The organism is Anaeromyxobacter oryzae (assembly GCF_023169945.1).
In the GTDB taxonomy this organism is placed as follows: domain Bacteria; phylum Myxococcota; class Myxococcia; order Myxococcales; family Anaeromyxobacteraceae; genus Anaeromyxobacter; species Anaeromyxobacter oryzae.
Map to the genome: position 1 here is coordinate 5,737,286 of NZ_AP025591.1, position 20,401 is coordinate 5,757,686.

The 20,401-nt window shown below is 73.7% G+C and carries 26 protein-coding genes and 1 tRNA gene; 16 read left to right on the top strand and 11 right to left on the bottom strand.

The window, feature by feature from the left end:
• Positions 1 to 25: 25 nt before the first annotated feature.
• Positions 26 to 547, bottom strand: coding sequence for a hypothetical protein (locus AMOR_RS25060; protein WP_248355224.1), 522 nt, complete (start codon positions 545 to 547; stop codon positions 26 to 28).
• 161 nt (positions 548 to 708) lie between these two features.
• Here AMOR_RS25060 and AMOR_RS25065 point away from each other — a divergent pair, with 161 nt between their 5' ends.
• A complete protein-coding gene (locus tag AMOR_RS25065; RefSeq protein WP_248355226.1) occupies positions 709 to 1,608 on the top strand; it encodes a LysR family transcriptional regulator in 900 nt (299 codons plus the stop codon).
• 196 nt (positions 1,609 to 1,804) lie between these two features.
• On the opposite strand, the gene AMOR_RS25070 is transcribed toward AMOR_RS25065, so the two are convergent.
• Positions 1,805 to 2,089, bottom strand: coding sequence for a hypothetical protein (locus AMOR_RS25070; protein WP_248355228.1), 285 nt, complete (start codon positions 2,087 to 2,089; stop codon positions 1,805 to 1,807).
• Between the two features lie 250 nt (positions 2,090 to 2,339).
• Here AMOR_RS25070 and AMOR_RS29935 point away from each other — a divergent pair, with 250 nt between their 5' ends.
• The 3 genes from AMOR_RS29935 (at position 2,340) to AMOR_RS25080 (ending at position 3,732) form a co-directional block, all read left to right on the top strand.
• A complete protein-coding gene (locus tag AMOR_RS29935) occupies positions 2,340 to 2,489 on the top strand; it encodes a hypothetical protein (protein WP_449658175.1) in 150 nt (49 codons plus the stop codon).
• 88 nt (positions 2,490 to 2,577) lie between these two features.
• Positions 2,578 to 2,940, top strand: a complete 363-nt coding sequence (locus tag AMOR_RS25075; protein WP_248355230.1) for a hypothetical protein — start codon at positions 2,578 to 2,580, stop codon at positions 2,938 to 2,940.
• Positions 2,941 to 3,210: 270 nt separating this feature from the next.
• A complete protein-coding gene (locus AMOR_RS25080; protein WP_248355232.1) occupies positions 3,211 to 3,732 on the top strand; it encodes a hypothetical protein in 522 nt (173 codons plus the stop codon).
• Between the two features lie 182 nt (positions 3,733 to 3,914).
• On the opposite strand, the gene AMOR_RS25085 is transcribed toward AMOR_RS25080, so the two are convergent.
• Positions 3,915 to 4,625 carry a hypothetical protein gene (locus tag AMOR_RS25085; RefSeq protein ID WP_248355234.1) on the bottom strand — a complete coding sequence of 237 codons (711 nt, stop codon included), beginning with the start codon at positions 4,623 to 4,625 and terminating at the stop codon, positions 3,915 to 3,917.
• Positions 4,626 to 5,086: 461 nt separating this feature from the next.
• On the opposite strand from AMOR_RS25085, the gene AMOR_RS25090 reads away from it, so the two are divergent.
• A complete protein-coding gene (locus AMOR_RS25090; RefSeq protein WP_248355236.1) occupies positions 5,087 to 5,566 on the top strand; it encodes a hypothetical protein in 480 nt (159 codons plus the stop codon).
• Positions 5,567 to 5,956: 390 nt separating this feature from the next.
• On the opposite strand, the gene AMOR_RS25095 is transcribed toward AMOR_RS25090, so the two are convergent.
• Positions 5,957 to 6,424, bottom strand: coding sequence for a hypothetical protein (locus tag AMOR_RS25095; RefSeq protein WP_248355238.1), 468 nt, complete (start codon positions 6,422 to 6,424; stop codon positions 5,957 to 5,959).
• A gap of 34 nt (positions 6,425 to 6,458) precedes the next feature.
• The gene (locus AMOR_RS29895; protein ID WP_404800915.1) at positions 6,459 to 7,010 is read right to left on the bottom strand and encodes a recombinase family protein; all 552 of its coding nucleotides are present in this window, start codon (positions 7,008 to 7,010) and stop codon (positions 6,459 to 6,461) included.
• On the opposite strand from AMOR_RS29895, the gene AMOR_RS25100 reads away from it, so the two are divergent.
• On the top strand, positions 6,906 to 7,304 hold the full coding sequence (locus AMOR_RS25100) for a tyrosine-type recombinase/integrase (protein WP_248355240.1): 399 nt from the start codon (positions 6,906 to 6,908) through the stop codon (positions 7,302 to 7,304). The genes AMOR_RS29895 and AMOR_RS25100 overlap by 105 nt on opposite strands.
• Positions 7,305 to 7,312: 8 nt before the next feature.
• On the opposite strand, the gene AMOR_RS25105 is transcribed toward AMOR_RS25100, so the two are convergent.
• The 3 genes from AMOR_RS25105 to AMOR_RS25115 all read right to left on the bottom strand — a co-directional run bounded on the left by AMOR_RS25105 (position 7,313) and on the right by AMOR_RS25115 (position 8,672).
• Positions 7,313 to 7,385, bottom strand: a tRNA-Lys gene (locus AMOR_RS25105).
• A 94-nt stretch (positions 7,386 to 7,479) separates the two neighbouring features.
• Positions 7,480 to 8,244, bottom strand: a complete 765-nt coding sequence (locus AMOR_RS25110; protein ID WP_248355242.1) for an MBL fold metallo-hydrolase — start codon at positions 8,242 to 8,244, stop codon at positions 7,480 to 7,482.
• Positions 8,241 to 8,672, bottom strand: a complete 432-nt coding sequence (locus AMOR_RS25115) for a hypothetical protein (RefSeq protein WP_248355244.1) — start codon at positions 8,670 to 8,672, stop codon at positions 8,241 to 8,243. The genes AMOR_RS25110 and AMOR_RS25115 overlap by 4 nt, the downstream gene beginning before the upstream one ends.
• A 200-nt stretch (positions 8,673 to 8,872) precedes the next feature.
• Between AMOR_RS25115 and AMOR_RS25120 the strand changes: the two genes are divergently transcribed.
• The 4 genes from AMOR_RS25120 (at position 8,873) to AMOR_RS25135 (ending at position 13,197) form a co-directional block, all read left to right on the top strand.
• The gene (locus AMOR_RS25120) at positions 8,873 to 9,802 is read left to right on the top strand and encodes an aminotransferase class IV (protein WP_248355246.1); all 930 of its coding nucleotides are present in this window, start codon (positions 8,873 to 8,875) and stop codon (positions 9,800 to 9,802) included.
• Positions 9,803 to 9,865: 63 nt separating this feature from the next.
• Positions 9,866 to 10,597, top strand: coding sequence for a HEAT repeat domain-containing protein (locus AMOR_RS25125; protein ID WP_248355248.1), 732 nt, complete (start codon positions 9,866 to 9,868; stop codon positions 10,595 to 10,597).
• A gap of 12 nt (positions 10,598 to 10,609) precedes the next feature.
• Positions 10,610 to 11,254, top strand: coding sequence for a hypothetical protein (locus AMOR_RS25130; RefSeq protein ID WP_248355250.1), 645 nt, complete (start codon positions 10,610 to 10,612; stop codon positions 11,252 to 11,254).
• Positions 11,251 to 13,197 (top strand): SpoIID/LytB domain-containing protein, encoded by a 1,947-nt coding sequence (locus tag AMOR_RS25135; protein ID WP_248355252.1) that lies wholly within the window; start codon positions 11,251 to 11,253, stop codon positions 13,195 to 13,197. The genes AMOR_RS25130 and AMOR_RS25135 overlap by 4 nt, the downstream gene beginning before the upstream one ends.
• On the opposite strand, the gene AMOR_RS25140 is transcribed toward AMOR_RS25135, so the two are convergent.
• Together AMOR_RS25140 and AMOR_RS25145 are read right to left on the bottom strand one after the other, a co-directional pair.
• Complete coding sequence (locus AMOR_RS25140; protein WP_248355254.1) at positions 13,191 to 13,622, bottom strand: rhodanese-like domain-containing protein; 432 nt, start codon at positions 13,620 to 13,622, stop codon at positions 13,191 to 13,193. The two genes, AMOR_RS25135 and AMOR_RS25140, sit on opposite strands and share 7 nt — an antisense overlap.
• Positions 13,623 to 13,708: 86 nt before the next feature.
• Complete coding sequence (locus AMOR_RS25145; RefSeq protein ID WP_248355255.1) at positions 13,709 to 13,972, bottom strand: hypothetical protein; 264 nt, start codon at positions 13,970 to 13,972, stop codon at positions 13,709 to 13,711.
• Between the two features lie 154 nt (positions 13,973 to 14,126).
• On the opposite strand from AMOR_RS25145, the gene AMOR_RS25150 reads away from it, so the two are divergent.
• Positions 14,127 to 15,596, top strand: coding sequence for a sigma-54-dependent transcriptional regulator (locus AMOR_RS25150; RefSeq protein WP_248355256.1), 1,470 nt, complete (start codon positions 14,127 to 14,129; stop codon positions 15,594 to 15,596).
• A gap of 124 nt (positions 15,597 to 15,720) precedes the next feature.
• Here AMOR_RS25150 and AMOR_RS25155 read toward each other — a convergent pair whose 3' ends face one another.
• Positions 15,721 to 15,912 (bottom strand): hypothetical protein, encoded by a 192-nt coding sequence (locus AMOR_RS25155; protein WP_248355257.1) that lies wholly within the window; start codon positions 15,910 to 15,912, stop codon positions 15,721 to 15,723.
• Between the two features lie 357 nt (positions 15,913 to 16,269).
• Between AMOR_RS25155 and AMOR_RS25160 the strand changes: the two genes are divergently transcribed.
• Genes AMOR_RS25160 through AMOR_RS25180 form a run of 5 tightly spaced genes read left to right on the top strand, consistent with a single transcriptional unit; the run spans position 16,270 to position 20,301 of the window.
• On the top strand, positions 16,270 to 16,821 hold the full coding sequence (locus AMOR_RS25160) for a polysaccharide biosynthesis/export family protein (protein ID WP_248355259.1): 552 nt from the start codon (positions 16,270 to 16,272) through the stop codon (positions 16,819 to 16,821).
• 43 nt (positions 16,822 to 16,864) lie between these two features.
• Positions 16,865 to 17,998 (top strand): hypothetical protein, encoded by a 1,134-nt coding sequence (locus AMOR_RS25165; RefSeq protein ID WP_248355261.1) that lies wholly within the window; start codon positions 16,865 to 16,867, stop codon positions 17,996 to 17,998.
• Positions 17,999 to 18,013: 15 nt separating this feature from the next.
• Positions 18,014 to 19,381, top strand: coding sequence for a GumC family protein (locus AMOR_RS25170; RefSeq protein ID WP_248355263.1), 1,368 nt, complete (start codon positions 18,014 to 18,016; stop codon positions 19,379 to 19,381).
• Positions 19,382 to 19,400: 19 nt separating this feature from the next.
• A complete protein-coding gene (locus tag AMOR_RS25175; protein ID WP_248355265.1) occupies positions 19,401 to 20,138 on the top strand; it encodes a CpsD/CapB family tyrosine-protein kinase in 738 nt (245 codons plus the stop codon).
• A gap of 4 nt (positions 20,139 to 20,142) precedes the next feature.
• Positions 20,143 to 20,301, top strand: a complete 159-nt coding sequence (locus AMOR_RS25180; protein WP_248355267.1) for a hypothetical protein — start codon at positions 20,143 to 20,145, stop codon at positions 20,299 to 20,301.
• Positions 20,302 to 20,401: the final 100 nt, after the last annotated feature.

The window sequence follows — 20,401 nt, forward strand, 5'->3', positions numbered from 1 at the left end:
GCGTCGGTGCGCGTGGTCCGTCCCTTCATCCGGTCGCTCCGGCACGGAGTGGGCGAACCATCCTTCCCGCCGCGCGCAGCGCCCGCACGAACCGGAGCAACGCGCCGCAGGCGAGCGCGGCCGGGACCACCTGCAGGACGCCGGTGAGCTCGAACCAGGCGTCGTTCGGCATCTCGTAGGTCGGAGGCGGAAACATCCGAGCGAGGAGGTCGCGCGGCGCGCCGGAGAAGAACAGCACGTCCTTCGCGACGTGGTTGTAGAGACTCTCGAACAGGCCGATGACCAGCACCGGGAAGACGAGGACCATGATCGCGAGCGCCCAGCCGGCGAGGCGGCCGAGCGGCGTGTCGAGGTGCCTCCGATATACGGATGACACGCCCGCCATGACGAGACCGATCCCGAGGGCGACGATCGCCCCGTGCAGCCGCCAGGGCGTGGCGTACCGCACGGCGCCATAGGCGTGGTGCGCCGCGGTGAGGCCGAGGGTGGCGAGCGCGCCGGACAGGAGCGCTCGCGCGTGGGGGTTCGGAGCGACGGGGGCGGACATGGTGGTTGCACCTCTCTCTCCCGTGCGCGGCCGCGCGCCATGCGCTCCGCGACGGGGATGGCAGTGAGGTATGTCGTGCGGATCGCGCAAGCCAGAGCCTAGGATGCACATGACTTGTGCGTCGCACGCACGCATCATCCGTGCGGCGCGAAGGAGGCGCGATGGATCGGCTGGGGAACATCGAGGCGTTCGTGGAGGCCGCCGAGCTCGGGAGCTTCACGCTCGCCGCCGAGCGGCTGCGGCTCAGCCCGTCCGCGCTCAGCCGGCGCGTCGCCCAGCTCGAGGAGGAGCTCGGGGTGCGCCTCTTCAACCGGACCACGCGGGCGGTCCGGCTGTCGGAGGACGGGCGCGCCTTCTTCGAGCGCTCCCGCGGCGCGCTCCGCGAGCTCAAGGACGCTCAGGAGGCCATGTCGCGCCTGCGGGAGCGTCCCGCAGGCCTCCTGCGGGTGGAGGCGCCCTCGATCCTCGGCCGCCACGTGATCCTGCCGGCCCTCGTGCGCTACACCTCGCGCTACGCCGACGTGCAGGTGGAGCTCACGCTACGTGATCATCCGTCCGACCTCGTCTCGGACGGGATCGACCTCGCCCTGCGCCTCGGGGCGCTCGAGGACTCGGGCCTCATCGCGCGGCGGCTGGGGCGGACCCGGATGAGCGTGTGCGGAGCGCCCAGCTACCTGCGGCGCAGGGGTACGCCACGCAGCGTGAATGCGCTCGCAGCGCACGAGCGACTCGGGCTCGCCCTGCACGGCCGGCTCCTCCCCTGGCGATTGCGGGACGGAACGAAGGTCCGTGAGCTCTCGCCGAGCCGGCGCATCGTGGTGAACAGCGCCGAGGCCCTGATCGACCTGGCCATCGACGGCGCCGGGCTCGCCTGGATGTGCGACTTCACGATGGCGCGGGCCCGCGCCGGCGGGCAGCTCGTGGAGGTGCTCGCCGACGCCGCGTGCGACGAGCTCCCGATCCACGTGCTCTCGCTCCAGTCGCGCCACGTCCTTCCGAAGGTGCGCGCGTTCGTGGATGTCCTCGCGACCGAGCTCGCGAGGATCGGCGTCGACAGGTGAGGCGGCGGGGTCGGACCGACCGGTTACGGGGGCGAGGGCGATGTTCAAACCGTCGTGGCGGCGACGCGCTGCCCTCGGGGTGGAGATCGCGGGGTTCTCGGTGAGGGAACCAGCGTCTCGGAGAATGCCGCGGCTCGTCTCCAAGATGACGGTGACTCCTGAAGCGGCGCTCACCCGACGAGCGCGCGGCACGGTTTCAGCGCCCGGAGCGGGCCGCGGTGCCTGCGCCAAGAAAGACCGAGAATGCCGCGACGCTGGCGGTGCCCGCGACGGCCAACCATCCCAGCCGCGAACGCGCGGAGCACAGCGCGAATCTCTTCTCGAACTCCTCCCAGCCGCGCCGTCGTAGGACGACGTAGTTCGCGACGAGTAGCACCGCGCCGAGCGCGAGGATCGCCTCCCTCTTCAGCGCCGGAAAGCCCAGCAGCATCTCGCCCCACAAGTAGCTTCCGAAGACGAACCACACCTGCACGATCGTCACCGCGCCGAGGGCTTTGAGCGCCTTGTTCTCGCGGCTCTTCGTGAGCAGGTCGAGACGGAACCAGAAACGTTCACGGAGGGGAAGGTCGTGGTGAAGTCGATCAGGAAAGTGAAGGGAAGGCTGCTGCGTGATCCGTCACCGAGCAGGACGACCCGGTGCGCAATGACGCTGTACGGCTACCAAGAGGGATCTGAAGCGGACTTCCCGATGACCTTGGAGGAGGTCACCGTCGCCGCCAGACCCCGCGACGTTGCGACGCCTTGCGAAGTTCCTGCTTCACGCTGCTGAGGAACTCGAGGTCCACGGTGACCGCTTCGGACACGAGCACTTCGAGTCTTTCGACCGAAGCCAGCCCAGGAAGCCACGTTTCGTCGTAGCTGCGCCGTCGAGCGAGAAGTGATGCTCGGGAAGTGCGTCGCCCCGACGTTCTATTACACGCCTCGACCTACCCTCGGGAGGTCTCGGCGAACCGCGTCAGGTTGTGGCGCATGCTCACCGACGGTAATCTCCGCCGAATCATGGGGGACGCTGAAGTCGATCAAGCACCACCGGCATCTGACCGCCGCGGTCGGACAACCAAGGTGTTGTCGTGGGCCTCGTTCGCGCTGGCCTATGCCGCGTCGCGGGTGGCGTACTACCAGCCATGCCCAACGACCTGGTGGGATGAGGCGCGGTGGTCGCTCTTCGCCTTGATGCTCGTGTTGGCCGCGTGGGTCGTAGTTGAGCACGGGCGGCACAGGTGGCTGGTGACGCTGGGTGTTGTCGGTGGCACGCTGCTCGCGCACCGAGAACTGCTGTTGATCTGGCTGTCCTTCAAGGTGATGTTGCGGTGGAGAAATTTTGCTCCCTGACCTCGCTCGCGCGGTCCTCGGAGCGTGCTCTGGTAACGTGGCGACCGCGCGCCTCGCGCGCCGGCTCGGGCGGTCGGGGCGCCCGGGACTCGAACCCGCTGGATGCAGGTAACCTGAGTGGCTGACGGCGCACGCCAAATTCGCTCGAAGCCCTGCGTCCCAGCGGTTCCCGGTAGATGAGCGAGTCCACGCGACCCAACGGCTCTCCACGGTTCTCGACCGAGCGCGGGGAGACGTGGGGGAGACGGGTGCGCGCCGATTCGAGAGGTTGTGCATCATCCCGCGTTCGCGGCCCGCCGCTTGACTGCGCGTGGTAGTCTGCGCGTCCACCTCACGGAGTCGTGCATGCGCCTGGTTTCTTTTCTCGCCGTCCTCTGCCTCGCGGGGTGTGCGATGCCGTTCCGCGCCAAGATCGAGCCGGCACGCGCAGCGTACGAGGCGAGTCGGCGCGACGAGATCTGGGGCCTCGCCAAGTCCGAGCTGGAACGCCGGGGGTTCGAGGTGACGAACGTCGACCGGGAGCGCGGCCTCCTTCGGACCGAAAAGCTCGTGCGCCCGGACCGTGTCCCTTGCGGCTTCGTGACCTGCCGGTACCGCGATGAGGTCGAGGTCACCGTCGCGCCGACCGGAGCCGCTTCGGTGCGCGTCCAGCGCGAGCTCGCCGATCCGACGACGCTCATCATCTACTTCGCGCACTGGTACCCCCCGGCGATCACGCAGAAGGAAACGATCGCAGGCGTCGTCGCTGCTCAGGAGGAGATCCTGAAGGCGATCACCGCGCCGCGCCGCTGACTCCGCCGTACCTTCGCGCGGCCACGGGGCCCGGGGGCCGTTCCCCGCGCCCGACGACGACCGACAAGAAGAGCTAACGGATGGGACCCGAGCGCCATCAGGCCGGGGGATGCCGCTGCGTTCCCGGCGACGGGCTCGCAGGTCCACCGTCTAGGAGTCCCATCGCGCTAAAGCCCGGGGGGTCACTCCGGGCGTAGACAACTCCTCTTCAGCGTCTGCACTACGCTCTCCCGCAAATCGAGCAAGTAGACGGCGTCGAACCCGGACTCGACCTGCAGGCCGCTGGTGATCACAGAGTCTGTTGCCTGCGTCCAGTTCACCCCGGTGACGAGGAGCAGCCACGCGTCATCGACGAGCGCCCGGTAACGGCCGAGCTTCGCCTCCTTGCGCATCACGGCGTCTCCAATCGACTCGGTCCCCGGGCCCCAGAACGACGGGCTCACGATGGCCAACGGCTCATCACTGCGTTGGACCGAGATCATGACGATCTCGGGGAACCCTTGAGCCTCGATCCAGGGGATGCCCGGCCGGAACGGCGTGTCGTCCTTGTGCGCCAGCGCGAGCGCGGCGAGGCGCTTCGCGAGCCGCTCGACCGTGCGGAGCCTCCGGAAAGCCGGCGAAGCCGCATTAGCGCCGATGCCAACGAGGAGGCACAATCCGCTGGCTTTCAGCTCCTTGGTCAGAAGGCCCTCAAGCGCGAGAACGTTGGATCTGTTCTCCGCGAGGTCTCGCTCGAACAGTTCACAGTGCTCGACGGCAACGCGGCGTCCATCGATGGTGAGGATCGCGTCGGGCGGGTCGGGCTGGTCGAACGAGGTCGCGGTGATGCCGGCGAGGCGCAGGAACTCCTCGATGTGCCGGCGCTCGGTTTCGCGCTGCTCGGGACGGGTCACCCCATCATCGTAGCGCGCCGGCCCGGACGCGACACGATGGCGACCGCTTCGCTGTCACGGTGGCGGCTGTCCGCCGGCGCGCGCGTCGCGCCGTTCGGCGAGAGGGTCTTCTTCTGTCACCCGGCGAGGACGGCGCGCCGCACGGTCTCTCTGTTTACGCCGACAGCGTCCGCGGCCTCGCGGATGGACGTTCCGGCGCGGACCCGCTCGACGGCGGCGGCCACCTTGAGCGCGAACGCCCTCGGACGCCCCAGCCGCTTCCCCTCGCGTCTCGCCCGCTCCAGCGGGCGTTGGTCCGCTCGATCAGCCTCGTCCGCCCTGCTCCACCACCCACCCGAAGATGGCGACGACGGGCGCACGGGGCCGCTGGTGTAGCCCGGCGACGGACTGCGAGGACACCGTCGAGGTGGGCCCCTGCGAGAAGAAGGCGGGCGAGGGGCCGGTGCTGGTAGCCTCGCGAGATGGCAACCGGCCCAAGCACCGACGAGGCCATCGACACGTTCGTGGCGCGCATGAACGCCCTCTCGGTTGCGATCCGGCCCATCTCGGCGGCGCCGTGGATTGGCGAGTTGGAGGTGCGGCTTCCGCGGCCCTTCCCGCCCTCCTTCCGTTCGCTCGTGACGAGGTATGCGTTCGCCGCCTTCGACCTCGGCCCGGCGCACCTCTTCGCGAACGAGGGCGAGCCCACCGGCGAGGACGAGCTGGCGCGCCGCATCTTCGCGGATCGCACCCTCGCGACGGTCTTGCTGCAGGCAGGATACGTGCAGATCGGGATGTCGGTGGACGGTGCGTTCTACGACCCCGTCTGCCTGGACATGAACGAGCGCGGGCGCGGGGGCGAGTACCCGCTGGTGCGGATGGACCACGAGGTCGCGCTCCAGTTCGACCGGATCCGCGTCGTGCGCAGGATCGCGCGGTCGTTCCTCCAGTTCATCTCGTAGCCGGCCAGAAAAGATGGTCGCCGCGAATCAACCGCGAACGCCGTCCAGATGAGCAGGACCCGGGACTGGTCAGGAAGTGTTCTTCCTACGTGCCGCGCGGCGCGGGCGTTCCAGACCGGCGACGGGCGCGCAGGTACACCGGCCCAGCAGTCACATCGCGGCGAAGTCACCGGGTTGTGGGCGTGCCCGGCGATGACCGAGAAGAATAACTGTCGGATGGGCCCGCGCGCGATCAGGCCGCGGGGCGCCCTGCCGTTCCGGCGACGGGCTCGCAGGTCCACCGTCTAGGAGTCCCATCACGGCGAAAGCCCGGGGGGTGTCCTACGTGCCCGGCGACGACCAACAAGACGAACTGGCGGATGGGACCCAAGCGGCGAAAGGCCGGGGAGGTTACGCGTCCAGGTCTGTTAGGAGCATGACCACCTGGCGAACGGTCATCAGTGCCACGTCGCGGGCATCGCGGCCCGTACGATCGTTGATCCGATGTTGCAGCTCGTCGAGCGCCAACGCGCCCGAGCCGAACCATGTCGTTGCAGCAGTCAGCTCGCCAAGGAGCGCATCTGGAAGGAGCCGGCTGGCCGGGATGCCTACCACCCGCGCGATGTCCGCCCGAGCTGTGATCACTTCCTTCACGCGGTCGTCGGGGCACTGGAACGACGAGAGGAACGCCGCGTCGGTCGCGCGCGGGAGGGCGTGAGTTGCCCACCGTCGCAGCCACGATGCCATCAGCAGCGACGCGGCCACGGCAGCCAACAGCGGAACGGCCATGCCGGCGCCGTGAAGCCCAAACCTCCAGCCAACCATGATCGTCAGCCCAGCTGCGAGCCAGATCAGTTCCCGAAGAGGAGAGCGGGGCACGACGGTACTGTACCCGACGTGAGCAGGCCGAGTCTCAGAACCAAGTGCTTCTGAGACGACGCGGCGACCGGGTCGGGGCGCGCGGCAAGAGGCTAGTTTTCCCCGAGCCGCGCGATGGAGTTTTCGGACAGGTGTCGGTACAGGGCGGCCCGGCTGACGCCCTTGGCCTTGGCGGCTGCGGCGACGCTCGTCCCGTGCCCCACGAGCTCCGCGGCGGCCCGCAGGAGCACGATGGAGGTCCGGGGGCGGCCCAGACCTTCCCCTCGCGGCGGGCGCGCTCCAGGCCAGCGTGGACCCTCTCGATCAGCTGGGCTCTTTCCTGCTCCGCGACCCACCCGAAGATGGCGACGAGCAGCGGGCGCACCGGGCCGCTAGTGGAGTGGCCTGACCTCGACTTCAAGAGGCGCAGTGTCCACGTCCAGCGGAGCGAGTGGGATGGCCACGTCACGACCCCAAGGGCGGCCGGTCCCGACGAGTGCCGATGACGAGCAAGCTTGGCGCCGCGTTGCAGGCGCACCGACACCTGCGAGGCCCGCGCGTCCTCTGCCACGAGGACGGTACGTCCATCGGCAAGAAGGCCGTTCACCTCTGGATGGAGCGGGCGCAGCGGCAGGCCGGGCTGGAGGCGACGGGAGCGTTTCACATCCTGCGTCACACCTTCTGCTCGCACCTCTCCATGCGCGGAGCGCCGGCGAAGGCGATCCAGGAACTGGCGGGCCACCAGCATCTCGCGACGACGCTGCGGTACATGCACCTGTCCCCGGCCGCCAAGGACGCCGCGATCCGGCTCCTAGACGACCGGCGCGACGACGAGCAGGCGCGGGGAGACGTGGGGGAGACGGCGCCGTCCCCCGCGGAGCAGCACAACGAAGTCAGGTAGCTGGAGGTTGGGGCGCCCGGGACTCGAACCCGGAACCAACGGCTTAAAAGGCCGCTGCTCTGCCAGTTGAGCTAGCGCCCCGCTGCATCTCCGCAGGCCGGCGACGCCGGCACGCGTACACTACCGATTTTCCGCCGCCGCGCCACCGGCGCCCGCCGCCTTCCGTGCGTCGCGACTACCGGGGCGCGGCTCGAGGGCCCGTCGGCGGACGCCCCGTCGCGAGCGCCCGCTCGAGGATCACGCGGACGCGGGCGATGCCGGCCTGCACCGCCGGTCCGCGGAGCACGCCGCCGTGGCCGGGCACGAGGATCGGCGGCGCGAGCGCCGCGATCCGGTCGAGGGAGCGGAGCCACTCGGACCACTCCGCGGGGCCGCCCGCCTCGAGGTTCGGGAGATAGCCCTCGACGACCGTGTCGCCCGAGAAGAGGACGCCCTCCGCCGGGACCCAGACGCAGAGGTTCGCGGGCGTGTGGCCGGGCGTGAAGAGGAGCTCGACGGAGACGCCGCCGAGGTCGAGTGCCGTCTCGCCCGCGAGCGGCCGGTCCGGGTCCTCGAGCCGCGTCCCCGCGAAGAACACCGCGGCCTCGCCCGCGTCGCGGCGGGCGGGATCGACGATCGACGTGGCGTACTCGGCGATCTCCGCGTCGAGGTCCGCCGGCGCGCGCGATGCGCGCGGGTGGCCGTGAACGGGGATCCCCCGCGCGCGGAGCGTCGCGACGCCGAGCATGTGGTCGAGGTGCGGCTCGGTGACGACCCCGACGAGCGCGTTGCCGGGCCGGAGGGCCTCGGCGTAGCCGAGGATCGTCTCGGCCGCGGCGGCATTCGCGCCGGTGTCGACGACGAGCGTCCGCGCGTCGCCGGCGACGAGGCCCGCGTTCACCGTCCACGGCGGGAGACACGCGAGCCCGCGCAGCGCGCGGCAGCGGCCGGTGAGCCTCATCGGCCGCGCGCGCGGCGAGGCGCGGCGATCTCGATCACCTCGTCGGGATCGATCTCGGGCACGTCGTCCGCGATGGGCGCGCGCGGCGCGTGGGCCACGCGGGGCGGGCGTGCGGGGCGGGCTCCACCGCCGTTGCGGCGCTGGTCGGCCTCGAGCCGGGCGAACCAGCGCGCCGCCGTCTGCTTCACGCCGGCCCAGCGGATGTCCTCGGGCGAGGCCATCGGGATGCCGGACGCGCGCGATGCGGTCGCGGGTGCCGGCGCGCCGTCGAGCACGCGGGCCCCCGCGCGGCGCCGGAACACCTCGCCGTACAGCGACGAGTGGGTGCGGGCGCAGAACGGGCACTGGTAGTAGCGGATCGGGCTCCCGGGGGCCGACCAGCTGGTCATCACCACCTTGCAGTGCGTGCACTCGACGGACGGTTCCATCGATGTCGGGAGATATCACCCGGAGATCTCCGGTCAAGAAAACGGCCGGGATCACTCGGGGATCTCCGGACGGGTCCAGGGATCCCCAGCCCGGGTGCGCGGCCGGGTCCGGCGCGCCCCCGGGGCGATTGACGGCCGGCCGCGGGCGGGCATCGGACGACGCGGCGCACGGCACGCCCGCCGGGCGCTAAGGATGGGGCATGGCGACCCTGGTGAACGTCGACGGCGCGATCGTCCCGCCCGCGGAGGCGCGGGTCTCGGTCTTCGATCGCGGGTTCCTGTACGGCGACAGCGTCTACGAGGTGATCCGCACGTACGGCGGCGCGCCGTTCGAGCTCGACCACCACCTCGCGCGGCTCGCGCACTCGGCGGAGCGGATCGGGCTCGCGCTGCCATGGGATGCGGATCGGACGGCGCGCGAGCTCGGGCGCACCCTCGACGCGGCGCGCGCGGCGGGCGGGGATCCGCCGTCCGATCCCGGCGCGGCGCCCTGGAACGTGGGCGAGTGGTACGCGCGCGTCGTGATGACGCGCGGCGCGGGCGAGATCGGCCTCGACCCGGCGCTCGCCGTCGATCCGACCGCCGTCGTCATCGTCCAGCCGCTGCAGGGGCCGCCGGCGCGCGCCTACGCGGACGGCGTGAAGGTGGTCGTGGTCGGCGTGCGGCACGAGGCGCCGGCGGTGGTGGACCCGTCCGCGAAGACCGGCGCGCACCTGAACCACGTCCTCGCCGTGAGGGAGGCGCGCGCGCGCGGCGCCCACGAGGCGCTCCTGCTCGACGACCGCGGCTTCGTGACGGAGGGATCGTCGTCGAACGTCTTCGCCGTCCTCGGCGGGCGGCTGCGGACGCCGCCGCTCGCGGCCGGGATCCTGGAGGGCGTGACGCGCGGGGTGGTGCTGCGGATCGCCCGGGCCGAGGGGGTCGCCGTGGACGAGACCTCCGTGCGGCCCGAGGACCTCGAGCGCGCCGAGGAGGTGTTCATCACCTCGACGATGCGGGAGATCGTGCCCGTGACGCGCCTCGGCGAGCGCGCCGTCGGCGCGGGGCGGCCCGGGCCGGTGACGGAGCGCCTTCACCGCGCCTTCCGCCGCCTCGCCGGCGGTGCGGTGGGCGTGGGGGTGCGGAGGTAGGCGCGAGGAGGAGTGACGCGAACCAACCCGCACGGGCGGGTCGCGTCGTAAGCTGCCGGGCACATGCGCCGTCCGCTCGTCGCGCTCCTCCTCGCCACGCTCACCTCGATCGCTCGCGCCGACCCCCAGGCGGATCGCGCCATCCGCGCGCTGCACGAGGACCCGTCGCTCAAGGTCCGCGTGCAGGCCGCCCTCGTCCTCGGGCAAGGGCGCGTCACGGCGGCGGTGCCCGCGCTCCGCGGCGCGCTCGCGAACGACGAGGCGAGCGCGGTCCGCATCGCCGCGGCCGCGGCGCTCGGCCGGATCGGCGACCCCGCGGCGCGCCCGGCGCTCGAGGGCGCGCGCGACGCCGATCCGGACGACTCGGTCCGCGCCGCCGCCGCCCGCGCGCTCGAGGCGCTCCCGGCCGCCGCAGCCGGCGCCCGTGTCGTCTCCCTCGAGGATGCGGCGGGCGAGGGCGGCCGCGAGGCGCGCACCGCGCTCCGGGACGCCCTCGGCAAGCACCTGCGCGCCGCCGGGTTCACCGTCGCCGCCTCGGGCGGCCTCCGGCTGAAGCCGTCGGTCCTGCGCGTCGACGTCTCCGACGCCGGTGGAAAGACGATCGTCGCCGTCTCCGCGACCCTCGTCGCGGTGGAGGCCGGCGGCCGGATGGCGGCGATGGTGCAGGGTGGCGCCCGCCTGTCCGCCTCGGGGCGGCTCTCGCCCGACAAGCGCATCGCGTACGCCGTGCGTGCGCTCGACGCCGCCGCCCGGACGCTCAGCGAGGATCTCGCCGCGCGCCTCGGGGAGAGGTAGAACGGACCCACCATGGAGCCCGGAACCGCCGCCCCGACCCACGCGCCCGCGACCCCGGCGCCGCCCGACGGCGCGGCCGCGCCGGGCCGCTCCTCGCGGCGCGTCCGGAACTACCTCCTCGACACCGGGCTCCAGCTCCGGCTCGCGAGCTACCTGCTCGCCGTCGCGGCCGTCCTCTCCATCGGGCTCGGGTACCTCCTCTGGCGCGCGTGGCGCGAGACGAGCGCCATCCTCGAGCTGTCCGCGACGGAGCTCGACGCGTCGGTCGGCCCTGCGCTCGCCGGCGAGGACCGAGTGCGGATCGTGCTCGTCGCGATCGCCCTCGCCTTCGTCCTCGTCTGCCTGCTCGCGGCGGCGGTGGTGATCACGCACCGGATCGCCGGGCCGGCGTACGCGCTCGGGCGCGCGTGCCGGCGCGTCGCCGACGGAGACCTCTCGACGCCCCGCCCGCTCCGCGCCCGCGATCTGCTCGTCGACCTCGGCGAGGAGGTCGCCTCGATGGTGACGGCGCTGCGCGCCCGCGAGGAGGGCGAGCGCGATCGCCTGCTCCGCGCCGCGGAGGCGCTTCGCGACCCTGCCGCGACGCCGGCCCAGCGCGCGGCGGCGGCGGAGCTCGAGACGCTCGCGGCGGAGAAGGAGCGGCGCCTCTCGCCGTGAGCAGCGCGCGTCTCGCGGCGATCCTGCTCGTCGTCGCCTGTGCGACCGGCCGCGGGCCGGACCGCGCCGGGACGGGCGCGACCGGGAACGCGGCGACTGCGAACGCGACGGCGACGGCGAGCGGCCCCGGGGAGAGGGACTCCCAGGAAACGACCCCGAACGCGAACCCGAACGCGAACCCGAACGCGACCGACGGTGCGGCGGGCACGGCTGGCGGGCCAGGGCCCACGGGCCACGGGACTCGGGACACGGGCACGGAGAAGCCGGGCACGTTCACGGGCACGGGCACGGTCACGGGCACGCCGTCGGCACCGACGGCGATCGGGGCAGAGCTCCCCCCGCCGCTCCCCGCGCCCGACCTTCCTCCGCCTCCGCCGTTCGCCGATCTGTCCGACCCCATGGAGCTGCTCTGGGGGCACCGGCTCGAGTTCGCCGCGGGCGGCGAGCCGCTCGTCGCGATCCGCCTCATGGAGGGCCAGCGCGAGATCGCGTTCCGGCCGCGGGGCCCCGCGCGCGTGCTCCTTCGGGGCGGCTCCGCCATCGAGGTGCCGGCGGGCGCGCGGCTGCGGGTGCGGGCGCGCGACGCGGTGCCCGCGGTCATCGCGTGGCACGCGCTCCTCGCGGAGGCGCCCATCGCCGAGCGCGGGCGGCTCGACGCCCAGCGCGCGAGCTACGAGGCGCGCGGCGTCCGGGTCACGACGCGCGTCATCGGCGGCGTGTACGGGATCGCCGGGCGCGTCGTGGACGGGCGGCGCGAGCTGCTCCTCGCCGAGTCGGACGGCACCGAGGCGGCGGCGCGCGCCGCCGTCGAGGACGTCCGCGCGCGCACCGGCGCGTTCGCCCTCCTGCACTCCGAGATCGTCGGCCGCCCGGGCGGCCGGCTCGAGCTTCTCGGCGACGGCGGCGCGCCGCTCGGCGCCGCGGACGCGGCGCTCACCGTGCTCGTGCAGGACGACGCCGGGTTCGTCGTGGAGGGGGTGGAGCACGAGCGCGGGCCGGCCGTGCGCGCCCGCGAGGACCGAGCCTACGTCGGCCGGCTGTACGTGACCCTCGACGCCGGCGGCGCCCTCGCGGCCGTCCACGGGGTGCCCCTCGAGGAGCTGCTGCGCGGCCTCGTCCCGAGCGAGATGCCGGCGTCCTCGCCGCTCCAGGCGCTCGAGGCGCAGGCGGTGACCGCGCGCTCGAACGTCCTCGCGCAGATCGGCGCGCGCCACCTCACGGATCCGTTCATGCTCTGCGCCGAGGTCCACTGCCAGGCGTACCGCGGCGACGGCGCCCGCACGGCTCGCACCGACGAGGCGGTCCGCGCGACGCGCGGTGAGGCGCTCTTCGGGAAGGCGGACCGGACCCTCGTCGACGCCGTGTACTCCGCGACGTGCGGTGGGCACGGCGAGGACAACGACAAGGTGTGGGGCAACGCGCCGTCGGCGAGCCTGCGAGGGCGCCCGGACCTCCCGCCGGAGCAGGCGCGGCGGTTCCAGGGCGGGCTCGAGGACGAGGCGCGGTTGCGGGCCTTCCTCGCCGATCCGGGGCCGGCGTACTGCCGGAAGCCTGCCGCGGCGCGGAACTTCCGGTGGGAGCGGCGCTTCGAGCCCGCCGAGCTGGACGCGCTCGTGGCGCCGCTCGGCGTCGGTCGGGTGCGCGCGCTGTCCGTCCGATCCCGCGGCGTCTCCGGCCGCGCGCGCCTGCTCGTCGTCGAGGGGGACGCGGGCGCCGCGGAGGTCGCGGGCGAGCTCCGGATCCGGCGGCTGCTCCGCAACCTCCCCTCGGCGATGTTCGTCGTGGACCGGGACGGCGACGCGTTCGTGCTGCGCGGCGGCGGATGGGGGCACGGCGCCGGCATGTGCCAGTGGGGTGCCGTCGGCCGCGCCGCGGCAGGGCAGGGCTACCGCGAGATCCTGCGCGCGTACTACTCCGGCGCCGAGGTCGCGCGGATCTACTGAGCCAGGGGCCCGGCGCCGCCGTCCTCCGGCCAGGCCGTCACACGCTGCATGTCGTAGACGCTCGTGTACCCGAGGTCGCGGAGCGTGTGCGCGGCGATCCCGCTCCGGCGGCCCGTGCCGCAGTAGACGACCACGCCCGTGTCGGGCCCGCCGAGCTCGGCGGCGCGCCGCGCGATCTCGTCGTACGGGATGTTCACGGCGCCGGCCGGGTGGCCCTCGGCGTACTCCTGCGGCGTGCGGACGTCGACGAGGCGCGCCCCTCCGGCGACGAGCCGCTTCGCGGTCGCCCCGTCCACCAGGCCCGGCGCGGGTGCGGGCGCGACGGCGGGGGCGGTGAGGCCGGCCTTCTGCTCGGGTGGGGGTTGCGGCCGGTGCGGGCAGGCCGTGAGCGCGAATACCGCGGCGACGGCGACGAGGACGCGCATGCGAGGACCTCCTCGCGAGAGCCTCGCACCGCGCGCGGGGGCCGGCGCGTCCCGGCGGGGCCGGCTCCCTGACCGGGGTGGCTCCTTCACCGGCGCGGCGGATCGAGGTCGCGCAGCCGGAGCGAGTGCGTCCGCTTGCGCCCCCGGAGCGCGAGCACCGCCATCGCCGACGCCCCCAGCGCCAGGATCCCCACGAGCGCCTCGACGAGCGCGACGCGCTGGAGCAGCAGCGCGCCGGATCCGGCGTCGGCCGCGGCGCGGCGCGCCTCGAGGGCCTTCACGAGCATGAAGACGCCGCCGACGAGGAGGAGGGCGGCCCGGACGAGGACGCGCGGACGCGAGAGGCGCACGCGGGGGATATGGCACGGAAGCGCCCCGAGCGCGAGCCGAGGACACCCGCCCGGCTGCTCGTCCGCCCGCTGCCGCGTTCGGGCCGGTGCCGGCGCGCGGTGGTCGTTCCAAGTTCTCGGCGGGGCAACGTCCCGTCCCACGAACGGAAAAGCGATGGACCACGACTGTAGCGTGCTGGTCATCGAGGACGACGACGCTGCCCGGACCGCCCTCTCCGCCTTCCTCGAGGCGGCGGGGTACCGGGTCCGCGCCGCCGCCGGCGGGGCCGAGGCGCTCGCCTCGCTCGAGGCGTCCGGCGCGGACGCGGTCCTGCTCGATCTGGTGATGCCGGAGCCCGACGGCTTCGAGGTGCTCCGCCGGATCCGCGAGCGCGATCCGCGCGTGCCGGTGATCGTGCTCTCCGCGCTCTCCCAGGCGGAGGACGTCGTCCGCGCCATGAAGCTCGGCGCGACCGACTATCTGCCGAAGCCGTTCGACCCGGGCGAGCTGGACCTCGTGCTCCGCCGCGCCCTCGACGGGCCGGCGCGGCGCGCCCCGGACGTCGCCGCCTCCCGGCCGCAGCCCGACGCCGAGGTCGACCCCGTCGCTGCGCTGCCCGTCCTCTCCGGCGCGATGCACCGCGTCCGGGAGCTCGTCGAGCGGATCGCCGACACGGACGTCCCGGTGCTGCTCGTCGGCGAGAGCGGCGTGGGCAAGGACGTGATCGCGCGCCGGATCCACGCGACGAGCCGGCGTGCCGCGCGCCCGTTCGTGAAGATCAACTGCGCCGCGCTCCCGGGCGAGCTGCTCGAGAGCGAGCTGTTCGGGCACGAGAAGGGCGCGTTCACCGGCGCGCACGCCGAGAAGCCCGGCAAGTTCGAGCTCGCGCACCAGGGCACGATCTTCCTCGACGAGATCGGCGAGATGGACCCGCGGCTCCAGGCGAAGCTGCTGCAGGTCCTGCAGGACGAGGAGTTCTACCGGGTGGGCGGCAAGCGGTCCGTCCGCGTGGACGCGCGCGTCGTCGTCGCGACGAACCGGAACCTCGAGGCGGCCATCCGGCAGGGCGCCTTCCGCGAGGACCTCTTCTACCGGCTCAACGTCGTCACCGTGCGCGTCCCGCCGCTCCGCGAGCGCAAGGAGGAGATCGGGCCGCTCGTGCGTCACTTCGTGGAGAAGTACCGGGCCCGGTACCGGGGAGGCCTCGAGGCGATCCCGCCCGAGGTGATGGATCGCTTCCACGCCTACGACTGGCCCGGGAACGTCCGCGAGCTGGAGAACCTGGTCCGGCGCCTCGTGGTGCTGCGCGATCCGGCGATGGTGCTCGGCGAGCTCGGCCCGCCGAACACGGCCGCCGCCGTCCCCGGCGCCGCGACGCCCGCCGCGACGAACGGCGCGGCCAACGTCGTGCGGCCGGACGCGGCGCTGCACGCGACGCTCCCGGAGGACGCGCCGCTCAAGGACGTCGCCCGCCGCGCCGCGCGCATCGCGGAGCGCGAGGCGATCCTGCGGGCCCTGATGCGGACCGGCTGGAACAAGCGGAAGGCCGCGAAGCGCCTGCAGATCAGCTACAAGGCGCTGCTCTACAAGATCAAGGACTGCGGGATCGTGGATCCGCGGGATGCGGCGGTGATCGGGGACTGAAGGGCGCGAGCGCCGCTTGCGCCCGTCATCCGTTCACGTTCCGTGGGCGTGCCCGGACCCGTGACGGAGAAGCCGGGCACGTTCACGGGCACGTGATCGAGGCCTCCTCGAGAGCCGGGCCGCCCTACGCCGCAGCCTCCTTCGCAGCGACCGCGCGCGGCCTCCGCGGGCGCACGCCGGTCCTGGCGCTCACCGCGAGGAACGCGATGCCGAGCCCGAACAGCACGACAGGCTCGGTCCAGTACAGCGGGAAGAGCCGACAGATGATCATTCCGGCCCCGAAGAGGCCGACCGTCCACGCCGCCGCCCTGAGCATCCACGCCCTCCGCACGGGCGCGCGGCCGCCCGTCCCAGCAGCCCTCCGCGCGCCGTCCTCCTGCAACGTCATGCGCGCGGTGAGCCGCGGCAACGCGGGAACGTCGCTTCCACGCGGAGGGAAAAGGTCTTCCGCGAGGTCGCACCCGACGTTCACGGACGGGCGAGCGCCTCTCCCCGCGGCGCGCGCGAGACCGCCCGCCGCGGCGCGCCGTAGCTGCGCCGGGGCGACGAACGGGCGGGCGGTCGGGGCGCGCGGCCCGCGGTGGCACGCGAAGTGCTCGAAGGCGTCGCGTCGAACGGACGGGCGAGCGGCCCGCGGAGGCGTCGAATGGTGCGTGGGTACTGGGCGTTGTCTATGGCCGGCCTGCTCGCGGCGTGCGCGGGGTCCAGGGGGCTCTCCGAGAAGGCCGGCGAGCGCCCTGACCTCGGGGAGTACCACATCGGGCGCGAGGACGTGCTCGAGGTGGTCGTCTGGCACGAGCCGGAGCTGACGCGCGTCGTGCCGGTGCGGCCGGACGGCCGGATCTCGCTGCCCCTCGCGGGCGAGGTGGAGGCGGCGGGCAAGACGCCGGCGGAGCTCCAGTCCGGGCTCACGAAGGCGCTCGCGCCGTACATCCAGGACGCGGCGGTCGCGGTCCTGGTCCGGGAGATCAACGGCTCGCGGATCTTCGTGCTCGGCGAGGTGACCAAGCCGGGCGGGTTCGCGCTGCGCGGCCCGATGACGGTGGTGCAGGCCATCGCCCTCGCGGGAGGGAGGACCGAGTTCGGCGGCGACGACGTCTACTGGACCCGTCAGCAGAAGGACGGGAAGACCGATCGCGTCCGGCTCTCGTACGACGATCTCGTGAAGGGGGAGGCGGCGGGTGCGCTCTGGCTCAGGGGCGGCGACGTCCTCTACGTGCCGTAGCGGGACGGGGCAGCTCCACGGAGCGCGGAGGCGAGGGCGGGCGATGGGTGCGCTGGCTCGGATCGGGATCGCGGCGGCGGCGGCGTGCGCGCTCGTCCTGATCGGTCCGGCGCGGGCGGCGGCGAGCACGGAGACGGAACCCATCGCCCGCCTCACCCTCGAGGGCGGCTACGACTCCAACCCGCTGTACGACGGCCGCAGCGACCGGATGGAGCGCGTCTCGCCCGAGCTGGGCCTGCGCGTTCGCGATCCCCTCTGGGACTTCGACGGGCTCTACCTCGGCGACTACCTCGTGTACGACCGCGCCGCGCCCCAGGGCATCTGGAACCACCGCGGCCTCCTGGAGCTCAAGGCGACGCCGACGCGGCGGCTCGAGCTCGGCGGCGTCCTCCGCGGAGGCTACGCGTACGACCCGGTGGGCCTGGCGCAGATGGGCATCTTCCGGTCCGGCGAGCAGGCCGCCTGGACCATCAACGGGCGCGGCCGCGCCGAGTACCGGGTCGCGGAGCGGATCGACGGCGCCGTGACGTTCACGGAGAGCACGGTCGTGTTCCAGGATCGGACCGGCGGCGCGATGCACGCGCCCGGCGCCGAGGCGCTCTACCGGCTGACGCGGCGCCTCTCGGTCGGCGCCGCGTACGCGCTCGGCTTCTTCCAGGGATTCGACCCGAAGGGCAACGCCATCGCCTTCTCGCACGGGCTCCGCGGCCGCGCGCGCTACCGCATCACGCGGCACGTGCTCGCGAACGTCTACGCCGGCCCCGCGTTCTGGACCGGCCCGGACGGGCACGCCCTCGTCCCGGAGCTCGGCGGGGAGCTCGAGCTCTCGAACCGCGAGTGGGATCTCCGGACCAGCGCGGTCCACGGGCTCGGCATCGGATCGACCGCGCGCCCCGGCCTCGTGGACTCCATCGAGGTCGGGTTCGTGCGCCGGCTCGGCAGGACGCGCACCTTCGACCTGCGCGGCGATGGCGGCATCTGGCGGTCGGGGCAGGCCCCGACCGGCGCGAATGCCACCCTGGGGTACGCCGCGTCCGGAGAGCTGGGCTGGCGCGTGGCCCAGAGCCTCCGGCTGGCGCTGCACGTGAGCCACTACGACCGGCTCGACAACCAGTCCCCCGCGCTGGAGCGGACCACGGTGGGGCTCCGGCTCGGGTGGAGCTGGGAGCCCCGGTAGACGGGAGCACGAGAAATGGAACGGACCTACACCCTGCAGGACGTGCTCGCGGCCTTGCGACGGCGGAAGGGGACGGCGCTCCTCATCGGCGCGATCGTCCTCGTCGTCGGGCTCGCGCTCGCCCTGCTCACGCCGGCCGAGTACACGGCGTCGTCCACGGTGCAGATCGAGCCGCGGCGGCTGCCGGCCGACTTCTTCCCGGCCCAGGGCGTCACGCCGTTCGAGGACCGGATGCGGACCCTGAAGCACGGCATCCTGGCCCGGCCGGTGCTCGAGCGCGTCGTGAAGGAGACGGACTTCTTCCCGGACGTGCACGGCGAGGAGGCCATCGAGAAGCTCCGGCAGAAGATCGAGGTCCGGCTCGAGGGCGAGGTGCCCGGCGGGCCGCCGGCGCTGCTCTTCGTGGTCGAGGTGCGCGGCCCCGACGCGCAGAAGGTGACGAAGGCCGCCGACCTCCTGCCCCGGTACTACGAGGAGATGACGCGCGACGTGCTGAGGAGCCAGGCGCGCTCGCTCCGCGAGACCCTCGACGCGCAGGCGACCGGGATGTCGAAGGACCTCGCCGCGTACGAGGACCGGATCCTCGCCTTCAAGCTGCAGCACGCGCCGGAGCTGCCGGAGATGGTCGACACGAACGCCCGCGCGGCGGCGCGCGCGCAGTCGCTCATCGAGATGCACCTCGCCGCGATCACCGACGCGCGCCGTCGAAAGACCGAGCTCCTGGCCGCGATCCCGGAGGCGCCGAGCGTGCCCGGCATGTCCGAGGCGGCTCTCGACCTCGCGGAGCGCAAGCTCCAGGCCGCCGAGGCGGCCTACTCGCCGGACCACCCGGACGTGAAGCGCGCCCGGCGCGAGTACGACGAGGCGCTCGCGCGGCGTGACGACGAGCTGGGCCGCTACCGGAAGGAGCGACTCCAGGAGCACCTCGGCCGCATCGACGCCGAGATCGGCAGCCACGAGTCCGTCGTGGGGGACCTCTCGAAGGAGCTCGCGTCGTACCAGAAGCGCGTCGAGGCGGCTCCGCGATGGGGACAGGAGCTCGCCGCGCTGTCCCGCGACTACGACGTCCTGAAGGCGAAGTACGTGTCGACGGTGTCCCGGCGCGCCGACGCCGCGGCCGCCGAGCAGCTCCTCACCGTCGACGGCGACCGGCTCTTCCGGACGGTCGAGGCGCCGGTGACGCCGAACCGGCCGTCCGCGCCGGATCGCGGCCGCCTGCTCATGCTCGCGTTGCTCGCCGCGACGGCGGCGGGGCTCGGCGCGGCGGGAGCGGCCGAGTGGCTCGACGGCTCGATGCGGGGCCCGGAGGACGCCGGTGCGCTGGGCGTCCCGGTGCTCGCGGCCATCCCGCGGATCGGTCCGCGGCGGACCCACGGCGCGTGACAGCGACAGGAGAGCGAACATGATCCCAGCCGAGACCCTGCAGGCGTCCCACCCCGCGGCCGCGCCGGAGAGCCGGCTCGTCGCCCTCGCCGCGCCCGAGTCCCAGGCCGCGGTGCAGTACCGCGTGCTGTTCCAGCGGCTCCTGCGGGTCGCCTCCCGGCGGCCGGCGCGGGTCGTCGCGATCACCTCCGCCGGACGCGGAGAGGGGCGGACCACGACCGCGGCGAACCTCGCCCTCACGGCGGCGCAGGAGAGCAAGACGGTCATCCTGGTCGAGGCCGACCTGCGGCGCCCCACGCTCGCCGCGCTGCTCGGGCTCGCGCCCCGCGCTGGCCTCGCCGACGTCCTCGACGGCACCGCGGAGCTGGGGCAGGCGGTCGTCCGCGTGGGCGGCCTCGCCGTCCTCTGCGCCGGCGACGCGCGCGACCCCGCGGCGTCGCTCCGGAGCCCGCGGGTGCCCGCGATCGTCGAGCAGCTCCGCGCGGCGTACGAACACGTCGTGCTCGACGCCCCGCCGGCGCTCGCCTTCGCCGACGGCGACCGGCTCGCGGCGGCGGCGGACGCGGTGATCCTCGTGATCCGCGCCGGCGTCACGCCGCGGAACGTCGTGCGGCTCGCGCTCGAGGCCCTGGGCGAGCGGGCCGCGGGCGTCGTGCTGAACGACGTGGACCCCGCGTCCGCGGGCCAGGGCCGCTGGCTCCACGCGGACTCGGCGGACGCCGTCCCCGTGCCGGGCTCGCGCCGCAGCGCGGGGTGACGCCGTGGTCGCCGTCGTCGTCACGCTGCCGCACGCGGCCGACCCGACCGCCACGCTCGCCTTCGCGGCGGGGTTCGCCGTCGCCGCGGGCGTCGCCGGCTGGATCGTCCTGGCGATGCGCCTCGTCGCGCGCCATCGCTCCGGGGGGCCGCGGGGGCGGTAGGGCGGGCACGGGCGCTTCCCCGACGGCCCCGCGCGGCGCACGCCGCGTGGGGCCGTGTCGTCTCGAGGCGACACCCGTTCGCCCCGAGCTCGCCGAAGGG

What these genes read in the sequence shown, in the direction of transcription:
- AMOR_RS25100 (WP_248355240.1), top strand. Translation starts at nt 6,906, where the DNA reads ATGACGAGCAAGCTTGGCGCCGCGTTGCAGGCGCACCGACACCTGCGA.
- AMOR_RS25175 (WP_248355265.1), top strand. Translation starts at nt 19,401, where the DNA reads ATGATCCCAGCCGAGACCCTGCAGGCGTCCCACCCCGCGGCCGCGCCG.
- AMOR_RS25155 (WP_248355257.1), bottom strand. Translation starts at nt 15,912, where the DNA reads ATGCTCAGGGCGGCGGCGTGGACGGTCGGCCTCTTCGGGGCCGGAATG.
- AMOR_RS25170 (WP_248355263.1), top strand. Translation starts at nt 18,014, where the DNA reads ATGGAACGGACCTACACCCTGCAGGACGTGCTCGCGGCCTTGCGACGG.
- AMOR_RS25115 (WP_248355244.1), bottom strand. Translation starts at nt 8,672, where the DNA reads ATGGAACCGTCCGTCGAGTGCACGCACTGCAAGGTGGTGATGACCAGC.
- AMOR_RS25140 (WP_248355254.1), bottom strand. Translation starts at nt 13,622, where the DNA reads ATGCGCGTCCTCGTCGCCGTCGCCGCGGTATTCGCGCTCACGGCCTGC.
- AMOR_RS25090 (WP_248355236.1), top strand. Translation starts at nt 5,087, where the DNA reads ATGGCAACCGGCCCAAGCACCGACGAGGCCATCGACACGTTCGTGGCG.
- AMOR_RS25130 (WP_248355250.1), top strand. Translation starts at nt 10,610, where the DNA reads ATGGAGCCCGGAACCGCCGCCCCGACCCACGCGCCCGCGACCCCGGCG.
- AMOR_RS25120 (WP_248355246.1), top strand. Translation starts at nt 8,873, where the DNA reads ATGGCGACCCTGGTGAACGTCGACGGCGCGATCGTCCCGCCCGCGGAG.
- AMOR_RS25075 (WP_248355230.1), top strand. Translation starts at nt 2,578, where the DNA reads ATGCTCACCGACGGTAATCTCCGCCGAATCATGGGGGACGCTGAAGTC.
- AMOR_RS25160 (WP_248355259.1), top strand. Translation starts at nt 16,270, where the DNA reads ATGGCCGGCCTGCTCGCGGCGTGCGCGGGGTCCAGGGGGCTCTCCGAG.
- AMOR_RS25125 (WP_248355248.1), top strand. Translation starts at nt 9,866, where the DNA reads ATGCGCCGTCCGCTCGTCGCGCTCCTCCTCGCCACGCTCACCTCGATC.
- AMOR_RS25060 (WP_248355224.1), bottom strand. Translation starts at nt 547, where the DNA reads ATGTCCGCCCCCGTCGCTCCGAACCCCCACGCGCGAGCGCTCCTGTCC.
- AMOR_RS25150 (WP_248355256.1), top strand. Translation starts at nt 14,127, where the DNA reads ATGGACCACGACTGTAGCGTGCTGGTCATCGAGGACGACGACGCTGCC.
- AMOR_RS25065 (WP_248355226.1), top strand. Translation starts at nt 709, where the DNA reads ATGGATCGGCTGGGGAACATCGAGGCGTTCGTGGAGGCCGCCGAGCTC.
- AMOR_RS25110 (WP_248355242.1), bottom strand. Translation starts at nt 8,244, where the DNA reads ATGAGGCTCACCGGCCGCTGCCGCGCGCTGCGCGGGCTCGCGTGTCTC.
- AMOR_RS25165 (WP_248355261.1), top strand. Translation starts at nt 16,865, where the DNA reads ATGGGTGCGCTGGCTCGGATCGGGATCGCGGCGGCGGCGGCGTGCGCG.